Source organism: Flavobacterium fragile (genome assembly GCF_023634865.1).
Taxonomy (GTDB): domain Bacteria; phylum Bacteroidota; class Bacteroidia; order Flavobacteriales; family Flavobacteriaceae; genus Flavobacterium; species Flavobacterium fragile.
Genome location: NZ_JAMLJN010000001.1, coordinates 100865 through 114878 on the forward strand (window position 1 = coordinate 100865; position 14014 = coordinate 114878).

General features: G+C 30.3%; 14 protein-coding genes and 1 tRNA gene. 8 read left to right on the top strand and 7 right to left on the bottom strand.

Annotation, left to right across the window (positions count from 1 at the left end; all coding sequences use genetic code 11):
* Window positions 1-5 precede the first annotated feature (5 nt).
* The 5 genes from NAT47_RS00510 (at window position 6) to NAT47_RS00530 (ending at window position 4438) form a co-directional block, all read left to right on the top strand.
* Entirely contained in the window at window positions 6-1268 is a 1263-nt protein-coding gene (locus NAT47_RS00510) for a DNA cytosine methyltransferase (protein WP_250579407.1), read from the top strand.
* 39 nt (window positions 1269-1307) lie between these two features.
* A complete protein-coding gene (locus NAT47_RS00515; protein ID WP_250579408.1) occupies window positions 1308-2051 on the top strand; it encodes a SinI family restriction endonuclease in 744 nt (247 codons plus the stop codon).
* 2 nt (window positions 2052-2053) lie between these two features.
* On the top strand, window positions 2054-2611 hold the full coding sequence (locus NAT47_RS00520) for a hypothetical protein (RefSeq protein ID WP_246915038.1): 558 nt from the start codon (window positions 2054-2056) through the stop codon (window positions 2609-2611).
* 122 nt (window positions 2612-2733) lie between these two features.
* Window positions 2734-3771: a hypothetical protein gene (locus tag NAT47_RS00525; RefSeq protein ID WP_250579409.1), complete on the top strand. Its 1038-nt coding sequence runs from the start codon at window positions 2734-2736 to the stop codon at window positions 3769-3771.
* Window positions 3761-4438, top strand: a complete 678-nt coding sequence (locus tag NAT47_RS00530; protein WP_250579410.1) for a hypothetical protein — start codon at window positions 3761-3763, stop codon at window positions 4436-4438. Before NAT47_RS00525 ends, NAT47_RS00530 begins: the two co-directional genes overlap by 11 nt.
* Before the next feature lie 244 nt (window positions 4439-4682).
* On the opposite strand, the gene NAT47_RS00535 is transcribed toward NAT47_RS00530, so the two are convergent.
* A tRNA-Asp gene (locus tag NAT47_RS00535) sits at window positions 4683-4759 on the bottom strand.
* 86 nt (window positions 4760-4845) lie between these two features.
* Window positions 4846-5772: a DUF58 domain-containing protein gene (locus tag NAT47_RS00540; protein WP_250579411.1), complete on the bottom strand. Its 927-nt coding sequence runs from the start codon at window positions 5770-5772 to the stop codon at window positions 4846-4848.
* 193 nt (window positions 5773-5965) lie between these two features.
* Here NAT47_RS00540 and NAT47_RS00545 point away from each other — a divergent pair, with 193 nt between their 5' ends.
* From NAT47_RS00545 to aat, 3 genes are all read left to right on the top strand, one after another.
* Complete coding sequence (locus tag NAT47_RS00545) at window positions 5966-6841, top strand: flavin reductase family protein (protein ID WP_250579413.1); 876 nt, start codon at window positions 5966-5968, stop codon at window positions 6839-6841.
* An 11-nt stretch (window positions 6842-6852) separates the two neighbouring features.
* Window positions 6853-7236 carry a DUF3127 domain-containing protein gene (locus NAT47_RS00550; RefSeq protein WP_250579415.1) on the top strand — a complete coding sequence of 128 codons (384 nt, stop codon included), beginning with the start codon at window positions 6853-6855 and terminating at the stop codon, window positions 7234-7236.
* Window positions 7237-7323: 87 nt separating this feature from the next.
* Complete coding sequence (gene aat, locus NAT47_RS00555; RefSeq protein ID WP_250579416.1) at window positions 7324-7959, top strand: leucyl/phenylalanyl-tRNA--protein transferase; 636 nt, start codon at window positions 7324-7326, stop codon at window positions 7957-7959.
* Here aat and NAT47_RS00560 read toward each other — a convergent pair.
* From NAT47_RS00560 to tsf, 5 genes are all read right to left on the bottom strand, one after another.
* Window positions 7956-8168 (bottom strand): VF530 family protein, encoded by a 213-nt coding sequence (locus tag NAT47_RS00560; RefSeq protein ID WP_250579417.1) that lies wholly within the window; start codon window positions 8166-8168, stop codon window positions 7956-7958. The two genes, aat and NAT47_RS00560, sit on opposite strands and share 4 nt — an antisense overlap.
* Window positions 8161-8733 carry a DNA-3-methyladenine glycosylase I gene (locus NAT47_RS00565; RefSeq protein WP_250579418.1) on the bottom strand — a complete coding sequence of 191 codons (573 nt, stop codon included), beginning with the start codon at window positions 8731-8733 and terminating at the stop codon, window positions 8161-8163. The genes NAT47_RS00560 and NAT47_RS00565 overlap by 8 nt, the downstream gene beginning before the upstream one ends.
* Entirely contained in the window at window positions 8723-9376 is a 654-nt protein-coding gene (locus NAT47_RS00570) for a queuosine precursor transporter (RefSeq protein ID WP_250579419.1), read from the bottom strand. Before NAT47_RS00570 ends, NAT47_RS00565 begins: the two co-directional genes overlap by 11 nt.
* Before the next feature lies 1 nt (window position 9377).
* Window positions 9378-13076 (bottom strand): TraB/GumN family protein, encoded by a 3699-nt coding sequence (locus tag NAT47_RS00575; protein ID WP_250579420.1) that lies wholly within the window; start codon window positions 13074-13076, stop codon window positions 9378-9380.
* 107 nt (window positions 13077-13183) lie between these two features.
* Window positions 13184-14005, bottom strand: a complete 822-nt coding sequence (gene tsf, locus NAT47_RS00580) for a translation elongation factor Ts (protein ID WP_250579421.1) — start codon at window positions 14003-14005, stop codon at window positions 13184-13186.
* Window positions 14006-14014 lie beyond the last annotated feature (9 nt).

The following is a 14014-nucleotide window of genomic DNA, read 5'->3' on the forward strand; positions in this document are numbered from 1 at the left end:
ACGGAATGGTAAAAGAAGTAATTGAAGATAGAATTTCTAAAATAAAATTGAATAAAAATGAATTGACTACTCTTTCATTTTTTTCAGGTGCTTTAGGTTTAGATATTGGTTTAGAAAAAGAGGGTTACAATATTGTTTTAGCTTGTGAATTTGATAAAGCTTGTAGAAATACTATAACGCTAAATAAACCTGAAATTGGTTTAATTGGAGATATAAGAAACTATTCAGCCGAAGAAATAATTAAATTTTCTGGATTAAAAAATAAAAATCAAGTTGATGTTATAGTAGGCGGTCCACCTTGTCAGGCATTTAGTACTGCTGGTAAACGATTGGGTTTTGCTGATTCTCGTGGAAATGTTTTCTTAAAATATTTAGAAGTTATTGAAGAAATCTCACCTAAATATTTTGTAATAGAAAATGTTAGAGGATTAATGTCTTCTATTCTCCAAATTGATGAAAAAGATTCTATAATTGAGCAAATACCTGATTGTATTTTAAACGAAAAAGGTTCTTCTTTATACTATGTTATTAAGAGATTAGAAAGTGCTGGATATAACATTAATTTTGATTTGTATAATTCAGCGAATTTTGGAACTCCACAAATTAGAGAAAGAGTTGTAATTATTGGAACTAAAGGAGATAAAAAGGTAAATAGATTAACTCCAACTCATACAGAAAATGGGGAATTTGGATTACCTAAATGGCAAAATTTAAAAGACGCTTTTAATTCACTTAATGGTATTAAAAATCATGAGTTTATTACTTATTCTGATAAAAGAAAAAAATTATACGAAAACCTAAAAAGTGGTCAAAACTGGAGAGATTTGCCTTTAGATTTACAAATGGAAGCTTTAGGTAAAGCTTTTTTTCTAGGAGGAGGTAAAACAGGTTTTATGAGAAGATTAGATTTGAATAAACCATCTCCAACTGTAGTAACTAATCCTGCTATGCCAGCCACGGATTTATGTCATCCTACCGAAATTAGACCTTTGAGCGTTGAAGAATATAAAGCTATACAACAATTCCCTATTGATTGGATTTTGGCTGGTAATTCTTCGGATAAATATAAACAGATAGGCAACGCCGTTCCTGTTGGATTAGGTCAAGCTATTGGTAGAGAAATAAAAAATCATTTAAAAAATATTGATAATAAAGATTTTGAAAACTTTAAGCATTCAAGATACCTTAACACTAAATATGAAGACTTTATTAAAAAGTTTGAAAAACTGAATATTCCCAAAGAAGTAACTTACTCCCTATTTGATTAATTATCGAATTATTCATACATTGGCTAAAAATATTTGCCGATGGATAATAAAGTAAAATTTGATGATAAATTAGACAAAATTTTCACTTACGCTAAAGAATATTTAGGAAATTTACCTAAAGATATTGAAGTCGTTTTAAAAACGGCTTTTAGTGACGTGAAAAATTTGCCAACTCTTGGGTATAACGCAAAAAAAACTAATGATTATAACGATGTAATTTCTTTAAAAGAATACGTTGTAAAGTTTGTTGATAAATATACTAAAGGTTTTGAAAATAGACCATCGGTAAGAACTGGAAATAGTTCTAAAACTTTTCCTGATCCAATTGTTGGAAAAATACTATCAATTAGAATAAATACTATAAATAACAATGATTTAAAAAAAATCCTTGATGGACATAGTTTACAAATGTCTATTGAAAATATTGTTGGGGATTTACTTGAGGAATATTTATCATTGAGATTAGCCGATTTAGGTTGGTATTGTTGTTGGGGAAGTTCTATTGATGCAGTTGATTTCTGTAATGAAAAAGGAGAACTACTCCAAATTAAAAATAGTGATAATTCCGAAAATAGTTCATCTAGTAGAGTAAGAAATGGTACTCAAATAATGAAATGGGCTAGAAGAAAATCTACTAAAGAAAATACTTTTTACTGGGAAGATTTAATTGCTTTAACTGGAGCTAAAAATATTTCCGAAGAGGATTTTGTAAAGTTCGTAAGTGCTACAATAGAAAAAAATCCTGCTTGTATTTATGTCGCTAATGAAGAAATGTATAAATGAAGATGGCGTACAAGCAATATAATAAAGATGGTATTGAAATTACCCCGCAAGATTTACAAAATAAAACACTTTGGTGTAAAGATGGTGAAAAAATTGAAGAAGCTTTTGTAGATAAATTTGGGGAGAAATTAGATTTAATCATTAACCCAGAAAAAGTTAATAATCCTTATGCTCCTGACTTATTAAAATCGAATTTATACATAGCGGATTTAAAAACTCAAAATACTCCATTTTTTAAAGCTAATGATTTATATGGTATTGACCCTACTTATGCGGTAGTATTTAATAGAAAAGATGCTGAAAGATATTGGAAAAACTACAGAGAAATAATTATATATTTTTGGGTAGAATGGCATTCTGTAAAATTTGAGATGGGAAATTTAGTTAAGGAGGTAGAATTTTTAAATGGAGTTTGGAGTATTAAATTTTTAGATTTGGTTGAATTGTTAAAAGTAGCTCCTGAACATATGTATCAACAACGAGTTAATGACACTAAAGGTAATGCCAAAGGGAGTTTTGTTTTGGATATAAGAAATAATGCTTTTGAAAGATTAATTTAAAATTGATTTTTTAGACTTTCGTAAATGTTATTAAAGAATAAAAGAAAAATACTAAACCCGTTAAAAGCGGGTTTTTTTATTAAATTTGATTATTCACAAACTAATCTGTAAATACTAAAAAAATGGCAAGAAATCCTAAAATTGAATTTTTTAAAATAAAATTAAACGCTACTAAATCTGATGAAAATATCACATTTAGAGATTTATTTACTGGGATTTACAATACTAAAAATCCTAAAAATAATAAAGACAATTTGTCTGATAAAATTTTAATGAAAACTTTCCTTCAGCATATCTTTACAAATATTAGCGGTAAATTTAAAGTTGACAATAGTAAAAAGAAAGCATTTTATGTAAAAGGTAGTGCTAAAGACCAAAATGATAGTGTTAAATTAGGAACTGATAATTATATTGTACACGGATTAGTAAAAGGGGGTCCATATGATACTGGCAAAGAAGAGGGCGACTTAAATAATCCCCTTGGAGAAAATAAAAAACTTAAAAAGGCAACTATACTTTTAGATGATTTTTACTTTTTATTGTACACTCCCTTAGATAAGGGAATTGGCATATTAATTTTACAAAACTATACCTCTGACCAAATAGCTGATATCTTTAAACCTTTTGTAAAAGGATTATTTAGAGTTGAAAAAAAATCTTATAATGCTTATTTAGAAGAATTTATGCCTATAGAAATGCAGAAAGATTTTAAAGAAAATAGTGCTATTAAAAAATTTGTGTTTTCTAACCAATATTTAATTAGTGATTTAGATGAAGATGTAAAATCAACTGGTAAATTTAATATCCAACTAACAGTTTCTTCCTCAGATACAAATATTAATGTTAATAACCTCTCTTTGTGGAGAAAAGTAATGAGAAAAATTAAATTTGATGTACCAGGAAATGAGCCAAGATTTATAGAATCTTTTAATAAACAAAGTGCCTATATTAAAGATGAAACTGCTAAATCAAATCCTACTAAATTTAGTCTTGATGATGACTTATTAAAAATTAAGGCTACAATCTATTTAGAAAACTATATTGGACTTGAAGAAAATAGGATACCTAAATGGAAAGAGTTAGAAAAATTTGCTCAAGAAACCCTAAAAGAAATAGTAATACCCGAAGTTTATCCTGAAGATTTTATAGATGAAAATTAAAGAGTATGTTAGTGGAAATATAGTGAAAATTCTTTCTGAAAGTTATAAGTGGAGAAATCGTGAATTATTAGAAAAAAGCGACGTACAAGCTCCTAAACTGACTTTTGGGAAAGTTTTGTTAACTAATAAATACTATATAATTGTAAGTATTATACTTTCACTTTTTTTAGAAAAATTATTTAGTGAAGATATTACAACTTTTATTATGACATCACTGTCTATTTTTATTGGACTTTTTATTTCAATTCTAATATTGATTTTCGATAAATTTTTAAACCATAATGAAAATTATAATAAAAAGAAAAATGAAAAAAGCAATGAAAATAATGATTTAAAAGTGAATTTTATCCGAACTAGAAACTTTACTAGGAGATTTGTATTCGTGCTTTTAGAATCGCTAATAATAGCCTTTACAACGATTATCTTGTTATTGATTACATTAATATTTAATGATTTGTTTTTAGAAAATATTTTTGACTATGAATTTAAAGATATAGAAAATATAAATGCTAATGATGTATTAATTTTTTTTGAAAACGTATTCGTCCTAACAGTTAAAACTTTAATCGTTGTTTTAATGTTGAGATTTTGTGTGTTTTTATTTTTTCTATTTGGAGCATTAGGAGAATATATGAAGGGTGTTTTATATGGAAAAGTTAATCTTTAAATATCTAGGTAACGGATTAGGGGATGGATATTGGGCAAATTAAAGCTAAAGAAGTAAAAAGAATTTCGCCTTTATCAACGAATAGAAATTTCTATAAAGCAAAAAAGCCATCCCAATAGGGAAAGCTTTTCATTGGTCTAACTACTAAACCTTTTTGGTACTTTCGTACCTAAACAACACAACTATTTTAAATATTGTAAGAGGGCAAAAAAGCCTTTCTTGTTACGAAAGGCTTCCTCTAAACTGGCGGTCTGGACGGGACTCGAACCCGCGACCCCATGCGTGACAGGCATGTATTCTAACCAACTGAACTACCAAACCAGTGCTTGATTGCGAGTGCAAATATACTACGCTTTTTCATTCCTGCAAATATTTTTGCAAAAAAAATTAAACTTTTTTCAGCGTTTTCAGCCAAACTTTTGTTTTTCAACCAAATAAGTTAATAAAATTTTTTCAAAATTTTCACCTACAGAAACGGGAACATAACGAATTTGATACTGCATACATGTTGCTTCTATCGTTTTGAAATATTCTTGCACCACTTTTTGATACGATTCTTGCGTATTTTCGGCAAATAAATTGATTTCTTCTCTTGTTTCTACATCAATAAATTTTCGAGGCGCGTTATCAAAATTAAAATTTAACTCGGTTTTTTCATCATAAACATGAAAAACGACCACTTTATGTTTGTTGTGTTTTAAATGCTGAAGCGCTTTGAAAATTTTGTCGTTGTCTTCATTTTGGAACATATCGGTAAATAAAATCACCATGGAACGACGATGAATATTTTCAGCTATTTGATGTAAAAAAGTTACCGTGTCGGTTTTTCGAGTGGTTTTGTTTTGCGACAAGACTTCTTCCAGCTTGTTTAAAATCATACGATGATGACGTTCACTTCCTTTTTCTGGCGAATAGTATCCGTAAGAGTCAGAGTAAATACTTAAACCAACAGCATCGCGTTGTTTTTTTAATAAATTCATTAATACAGCTGAAGTTAAAACCGAAAAACCAATTTTACTCTCATAAAACGGCTGATTTTCTTTTAATTTAGGATAATGCATGGAAGATGAATTATCTAAAATCAAATGACAACGTAAATTGGTTTCTTCCTCAAAGCGTTTGGTGTATAATCTGTCGGTTTTGGCATATAATTTCCAGTCGATATGCTTGGTGCTTTCACCAGGATTATAAATTTTATGTTCGGCGAACTCAGCAGAAAACCCATGGAAAGGCGATTTATGCATACCCGAAATAAAACCTTCAACTATCTGATTAGCTAAAAGTTCTAAATGTTGAAAACTAGAAATTTTTTCTATTTGCTGTTCTAAATTCATAATCTCAAAGATAGAAAAAGATTTTATATTAATAGAATGACAATGAGTTTGAATCTATTTTTAATTTGAATAATTTTAACATATTTTAGGACATTTTCCGACTTTCTTTTATGTTTATTTGAATTTGATTATCAAGATTTTTTTCCTTGCACTTGCACTTGTTCTTGTTATCTTTGTAAAAAAAAAAATTAACATGTTAAGCATTGATCCAAAAGAAATAGCGCCAGCAAAATTACAAGGATATTTACAAAGTGCCGTAGCACCTAGACCTATTGCTTTTGCTAGTACAATTGATAGTAATGGGAATCCAAATTTGTCTCCATTTAGTTTCTTTAATGTATTCAGTTCTAATCCTCCGATATTGATTTTTTCTCCAGCTAGACGTGTTCGTGATAATACGGTAAAACACACTTTGACTAATTCAGAAAACACTAGAGAAGTTGTGATTAACGTAGTGAATTTTGATATCGTAGAACAAATGTCATTATCAAGTACCGAATATCCTGATGGTGTAAATGAATTTGAAAAAGCAGGATTTACTATGCTAAAATCGGATATCGTAAAACCATTTCGTGTGGCCGAAAGTCCGGTGCAGTTTGAATGCAAGATTAACGATGTAATCGCATTAGGAGTCCAAGGTGGTGCAGGAAATTTGGTGATATGTGAAGTAGTGAAAATTCATATCAGCGAAGCTATTTTGGATGCTAATGGGATGATTGATCAACATAAAATCGACTTGGTAGCTCGTATGGGAGGTAATTGGTATAGCCGTTCTAACATGGGTATGTTTGAAGTAGAAAAACCTTTGACTACTTTAGGAATTGGGGTTGATATGATTCCCGATTTCATTAAAGAAAGCGGCTATTTTACAGGGAATGATTTAGCAAGATTAGGAAATATAGAAAGTATTCCAACTGAAGAAGAAATTGCTATATTTGTAAAAGAAAATTTTGAAGTTAAAGCGGTGTTAAGTGCTGATGATATGGCTACAAAATTTCAAAAAGCAAAAGAGTATGTAGATAATGGAAGGGCGATTGATGCTTGGAAATTGTTATTAGCAAAAAAATAAATTTTAGTATTATGGAAGTTTTAGGAAGAGTAAAAGTAATCAATCCAGTGCAACAAGTAAGCGCATCTTTCAAAAAGAGAGAACTTGTAGTAACTACAGAAGAGCAATATCCACAACATATTTTAATCGAGTTTACACAAGATAAAACCGATTTGCTGAATAATTATAATGTTGGGGAACAAGTTAAAGTTTCAATCAATTTAAGAGGAAGAGAATGGGTGAATCCACAAGGAGAAACTAAATATTTTAACTCTATCCAAGGTTGGAGAATTGAAAAAGTACATACAGAAGCGCCAGCAGCGCCAGCATCTCAAATGCCTCCAATGCCACCTGCAGCAGCTTTTGAACCAGCAACTAACTTTAACGAAGAAGAACACGACGATTTACCTTTCTAAAAGATTAAATTCAGAAGTTAGAAGTCAGAAGTTTTTTTAATTTCTGGCTTTTTCTTTTTCTAATTTCTGAATTCTAAATTTAAAGAGATGTACTATTTAACCAAAGAATTATATTTTCCACCTGTACAAACTGCTTCTCCAGAAGGAATTGTTGCGATAGGAGGTGATTTGTCTCCAGAACGATTAGTTTTAGCCTATAATTCGGGAATTTTTCCATGGTTTGAAGAAGATGAACCCATTTTATGGTGGAGTCCCCCAGAACGTATGGTTTTGTTTTTTGAAGATTTGAAGATTTCAAAAAGCATGCGAAATATTATCAATCAAAGAAAGTTCAAAGTTACTTTTAACACTGCTTTCAGAGATGTTATTCTAAATTGTAAAAAGATTTCAAGAAAAGACCAGCCTGGCACTTGGATTACTGATAATATGGTTGAAGCCTATTGTAAACTTCATGAATTAGGTATCGCTAAAAGTGTTGAGGTTTGGAAAGATGGTGAGTTAGTGGGTGGTTTGTATGGCGTTGACTTAGGTCACGTTTTTTGTGGCGAAAGTATGTTTTCTAAAGTTTCTAATGCGAGTAAAATGGCTTTCATTGCTTTAGCAAAACAATTAGAAATGGCGAATTATCGATTGTTAGATTGCCAAGTTTACAATAATCATTTAGCAAGTTTAGGTTGCGTAGAAATTGATCGTGAAGATTTTTTGATGGTGTTGAGGAGTTAAAATTTAGGTAAAGTCCTAACATACAATTCCTCTACTTTTTCCCTTGCCCAATCGGTTTTTCTCAAGAATTTCAAACTTGAATTTATGGATGGATTTTCTTTAAAACAGTTGATGTTTATGAGTTTAGCTAAAGTGTCGAAACCATAAAAATCAACCAATTGTTCTACAATAGTTTTTAAAGATTTTCCGTGAAGTGGGTCGTTATTCATAATTTTTATTTCTAGTCCAGCAATCTATTACATGATCATTCACCATTCCAGTTGCTTGCATGTGAGCATAAACCACAGTTGAGCCTACGAATTTGAATCCGCGTTTTTTTAAATCTTTACTTAAAGCATCTGAAATAGGAGTGGTGGCTTTAACTTCGCTTAAGTTTTTAGGTTGATTATCTATGGGTTTTCCATCTACAAATCCCCAAATGTATTTAGAAAAAGTTCCAAATTCTTTCTGCACCTTTAAAAATGCTTGCGCATTAGTAATTGTGGCTTTAATTTTTAATTTATTTCTTATGATTCCGGGATTTTGCGCTAATTTATTCATTTTTTCTTCCGAATAATTCGCTATTTTAATTAAATCGAAATTATCAAATGCTTTTCTAAAATTTTCCCTTTTCGATAACACTGTATACCAACTCAATCCCGCCTGAAAGGTTTCTAAAATCAAAAATTCGAAAATAGTTTTATCGTCATATACTGGTTTTCCCCATTCGTTATCGTGGTAATTTCTATATAAGTCGTCTTTTTCGCACCAAGCGCAACGGGTTTTATTTTCCATCTTTACCTAAGTATTTTTCAATTAAATAATGACCAAGGTAAATAAAAGGCGTTAATCCAACAGCAATTAATAACTTAACTGTATAACCTGTTAATGCGGATGCAATAAACATTTTGGTATCGATTTTTCCAGGTAACCAAAAAGCAATTCCAAGAACGATAAAACTATCAAAAAGTTGTGAAATTATGGTTGACCCGGTACTTCTTAACCAAATCATTTTTTTGCCTGTTCGGTTTCTAACAAAATGAAAAACGGTAACATCAATTAATTGAGACACCAAAAAAGCGGTAATACTTCCCACGATAATCCACATACTTTGTCCAAAAACAGCTGTGAATTGTTCGTCTGTTATCAAACCATCTCCCTTAACCGCAGGAATTTGAAGTCCAATTAACAACAGAAAAAACGTATAGGCTATTAATCCTGCAGTGATTAAGGAGAGTTTTTTTACTCCTTTTTCGCCAAAATATTCATTGATTAAATCGGTTGTGATGAATACGATTGGCCAAGGTAAAATACCTAAACTCATTACAACTTCTCCTATGTAAATTAACTTTCCACCAATTAATTCTGCAACTAAAGCGTTGGTGATAAAAATCCCAGCTAATATAACGTAAACTATATCTTTTCTTCTTTGAAACATACTAATATTCTTCTACATATAAATCATTAAACAATGAATTCCCTTTTTTTTGCTTACCAAAGGAGGCCCTTTTGTGATTATCATTTAAGGATTCATCAATCATTCCTTTTATTAAATTTTCAATTTCCTTTTCTTCTAAATAGGTTTTAGCGCTTAATTTATAAAACTCTTTGATATTTATTTTTCCGTTTTCAGTTATGAAAGCAATTCCGCTAATTTTTTTTTGATTAGACTTATATGAATTTTCTTCAATATTTAACTTTTTAAAGAAAAAATACATGATTTTTTTCCCATTAAATTTTACTTCTTTTGAATCATAGAATGTTAAAGAATCTTTTTTATTATCAATATTTTCAGAATAGATTACAGCTGCCATAGCAATTTCTTTTGCATCAAATTTGTTTAAAAAAGAGTTGTCTTTTGCATGGTGCATCATTAAAAATCCTACGAATTGTGTTTTTTCATTTTTTAGAATTTTATTCAACGTATTTTCTTCAACTTGATTGTTTTTTTCCAATTGAACTTCGGCAAAAGCCAAATCTAATTCGTCAATATTTAATTCGCTTGCTTTTTTAAATAATTGAACAACTTCTTTGTCGGTTTTAAAAGGGTGTAAGATAGTGTAATAACTTATGAAGTTTTCAATAGGCGCCTCATTTTCATAATATTCTTCTTCGTCTTCAGATTTTATGTTTTGCTTGTTTTTCCAACTAGCTAAACGCTTAAATTCGAGTTTAGCATTGGTTAAGAGCATTTTTTTGAATGATTTTATTTTTTTAGCATTTCCATACTTTTTTATCAAAAGTTTGTGAGTTAAAGACACAATGGGTTCATGATATTCTTTAATACTGAAATATTGAAATATATTTGGAAATAAAACCTGACTGTTTTCTAAATCTTCCTCAAATTGGTTGAATAATCCAATTATTTCATATTCATTATCCGAAATGGGTAAATCATATTCTAACAATTCTACTATTTTTTTATATGCTTCTTTGCTTTTTTGTAGCGTTAAGGCACGAAGGATAGCAAACTGAATTACTGTGTTTACGTCTTCTTTTTTGTAAACGTTTTCTAGATAAGCAATTACTTCAGGAGTTTTAATTCTTCCGAGTTTTTCATATAATTCGCCCAAAACTTCAGTCTCATCATCTCTAAATTTAAAGGTGTTTAATAATATTTTGAACTTAGGTAAATCCTCTTTTTCAATCTTTAAATATTCAATTGATTTCAGTGCAGAGTATCGGATGCTATCGTGTTTACTAAGAACGTCATTCAAGAATAAATCCATTTTGTTTTCAAAAATATTTTCAGAATCTTTGTTTTCTAAACGAATAGAATTGAACGTTTTTTCTACAAAAGGATCTACATTTTCGTTATTTTTTGCAACCAAAGTAGATAATTCATAAACATTGTTTCCTTTTATAAGAAGCTTGTATTTAATGGCTTGTTTCGAGTTGTTCTTTGAAACTAAAGCTTCGAAAGTATGTACGTTATTGTCTGAGTTGATTTTTTCCTCTATTATTTTCAGTTTTTCTTCTTTTGGGAACAGTTGCGAATTCCAATTAGATTCTAAATAATGCGCTGGTAGATTCACATCCAAGTCTGGTACTGCTACTTCAATTATGTCGCCATAATTGGCATCATTTTCTTGTTTTTGATTGATGAATTTATCACCTGTGATTTTTTTTCGGTATTCGTTCCAAATACTATCTATTGATTTTTCATTCTCATAGCGATGGTATTTGTAATAATTGAGTTGAATGATTGAGCCATTACTACCTAAGAATTGATAGTTTTTTGATTTAGCGGTAAAGTGATTTTTCTTTTTTGTGCCATTATTTATTTCATTTTCAATTAAGAAATCCAAATGTTCGTTTTGCTTTTTTGGAATTTCAATGCTAAAATGATTTATCGAATCTCTAAAAGTTTTATAACTTTCAGAATCTATAGTAGGTTGCATCGTAAAAGATTCGAAGAAACGTTTGGTGTCATTTTCTTCAGAATTCACAGATCCTAAAAGGTAATATTTATTCCCGTTTAATACAGTTTTGAGCTGGACTTCTTTGTTCTCAATTTTCGATTTAGAATAGAAAACTGTTCTTCCCTTGTTAAATTTTGTTTGTGTGGAATCCAATTTGTGTTGGTTGTAAAATTCTTGATGAATACGTTTTAACTCATATTCTGAATTTTCCAAATTATCAATTTCCGAAAGCGTTTTCTCGATTAGAAAATAGAAACTTTTTTTCTTTTCGTCTAATGCGGTTATAGTAATATCAGAATTATCTTTTCCATTGTTTTTATTTCCTGAATAGCTGTTATAGGCTGGAATTTCAACGGTAAAACTTCCTTTTCGTGGACGAATAGTTTCCCAATTAGTTTTACTTTCCTTGATTTCAATTTTTGAAAAAATTTCTTCTTCGAATCGTCTTACATAATCACCTTCTCCTCCCATAATTACTGCTATGATTTCAAGTGGAGTAATGTAGTATCGATAGCGTTGTGCGTTGCCGGTTTTGGTTTTGCTTTTTAAATCGTATACCCAATAATTTTTTTCTTGGTAGGATTTTTTTTCTAAAATTTCTCCCGGAATGTTTTCATAAAACAAACTATCTAATGTTTTGATATTAAATGTTTTATCCTTCTTGTTGATAAAATCATTCAAGGGTTTTCTTTTAACATTAATAAAACCACCATTTGCCAAATCTGGGGATTCTAAATCTTCTCCGTTTTCAAGTACGATTTCAAAAAGAGGAAGTGAAATCATACCATCGGCTGTGGTTTTGTTTTTTAATTCTGGTTTGGTGAAGTATTCTTCAATTTGCTTTTTGACTGCCTTTCCTTTTTCGGTATAATTCCCAAAAACTGGAGTTACCTTATAACCTTTTGCCCGTAATAATTCGATAACGCCATTAGGACCAGGTAAGTGAGCCGCTCCAATGGCACTAAATAAACTTCCCGTTTTCATGATAGAATCCATGTTTTTTACCATTTCAATATTACGGTCAAACAACATGGCTTTGAGGAATGATTTAGGCGAACTTAACATAGTTAAAGAATCAATCATGTCTAAGTCTTTTTCACGGTAGAAATCATTTAAAGCTTGATCATACGATTTGTTTTTTACGATTTTTAAAATAGCCTGACGGTTTTTATCGACTTCACTTTCATCCATTTTTGCTTGTGCCATCATGATGTTCAGTGTAGATTGTTTTACATCTTCTAAACCCACCGTTTTTTTGTTGAATTTTCTACCTGTTCTATAGATAAACATATCCAAATAGGTTTCTTCTTGGTAGTCTTTTTGTGCTTCATCGGTTCGGGTAAGTAAACTTATAAGGTTGTAATTACTGCTTTTGAATAGGGGATATAAGTCGTTTTTTTCAAGTGGTTGAATATAGAATTTGCTGTAGAATTTCCCTTGGTTTATGTATTGACTATAAAAACTAAATAAATCAAATAGTGAAGTCCATGTTCTAGGTTCACTTTCATTAGCGATAATATCTGCTTCTTGAAGATGTTTAAAAAAGTTATCTGATAAATGATATGAAACTTTATCGCTTACGTGCATAGATCCATAAACGTATGATTTTTTTTGGAGTCCATTTCCACTAATTTCCCATAATAAACTTTGGTATTTTTTTTCTTGAGCAAATAATGAAGCTGATAGCAGGGCTAATAGAAGAGCAATTTTTTTCAAAGCTATTTTCTTTTTTCGTTTACCCAAATATACAGTATTTTAAAAAGAAAAAAACCTTAACTCTTGTTAAAGAATTAAGGTTTTGTATTTAAAAGTTTAGAATATAATTATCCTAAAGCAACTCTGCTAAATCCAGTTACAGTTAAGTTTGCATTTACTGATTTAATATAAGCAGCAACACTCATTGAACTGTCTTTGATGAAATCTTGGTTTACTAAAGTATTATCTTTGTAGAAACGTTGGATTTTACCTTTAGAAATGTTATCCAACATTGCTTCTGGTTTTCCTTCCGCTCTTAATTGTTCTTTAGCGATTTCAATTTCTTTTTCAATGATTGCAGCATCAACTCCAGCTTCGTTTAAAGCAATTGGGTTCATAGCAGCAGCTTGCATTGCTACGTTTTTAGCAGCTTCTTCAGCACCAGCAACGTTAGCAGATAGCGCTACTAATGTAGCGATTTTACCAGCGTGGATGTAAGAACCTACGAAAGCTCCTTCTAATCTTTCGAAAGCACCGATTTCGATTTTTTCACCGATAACACCAGTCTGTTCGATTAATTTCTCAGCAACAGTGATTCCATTGAAATCAGAAGCTAATAATTCTTCTTTAGTAGCATAGTTTAAAGCTTGGTTAGCTAAATCATTTGCTAATTTAACGAATGATTCGTTTTTACCTACGAAGTCAGTCTCACAGTTTAATGTGATTGCAACACCCGCAGTTTTATCAGCGTTGATAACAGCAACAGCAGCACCTTCAGTAGATTCTCTATCTGAACGGTTAGCAGCTACTTTTTGACCTTTTTTTCTTAAGTTTTCGATAGCTAAATCGAAATCTCCTTCAGCCTCCACTAATGCTTTTTTACAATCCATCATTCCAGCACCAGTGATAGTTCTTAATTTATTTACGTCTGCAGCAGTAATATTTGCCATTTTGTATTT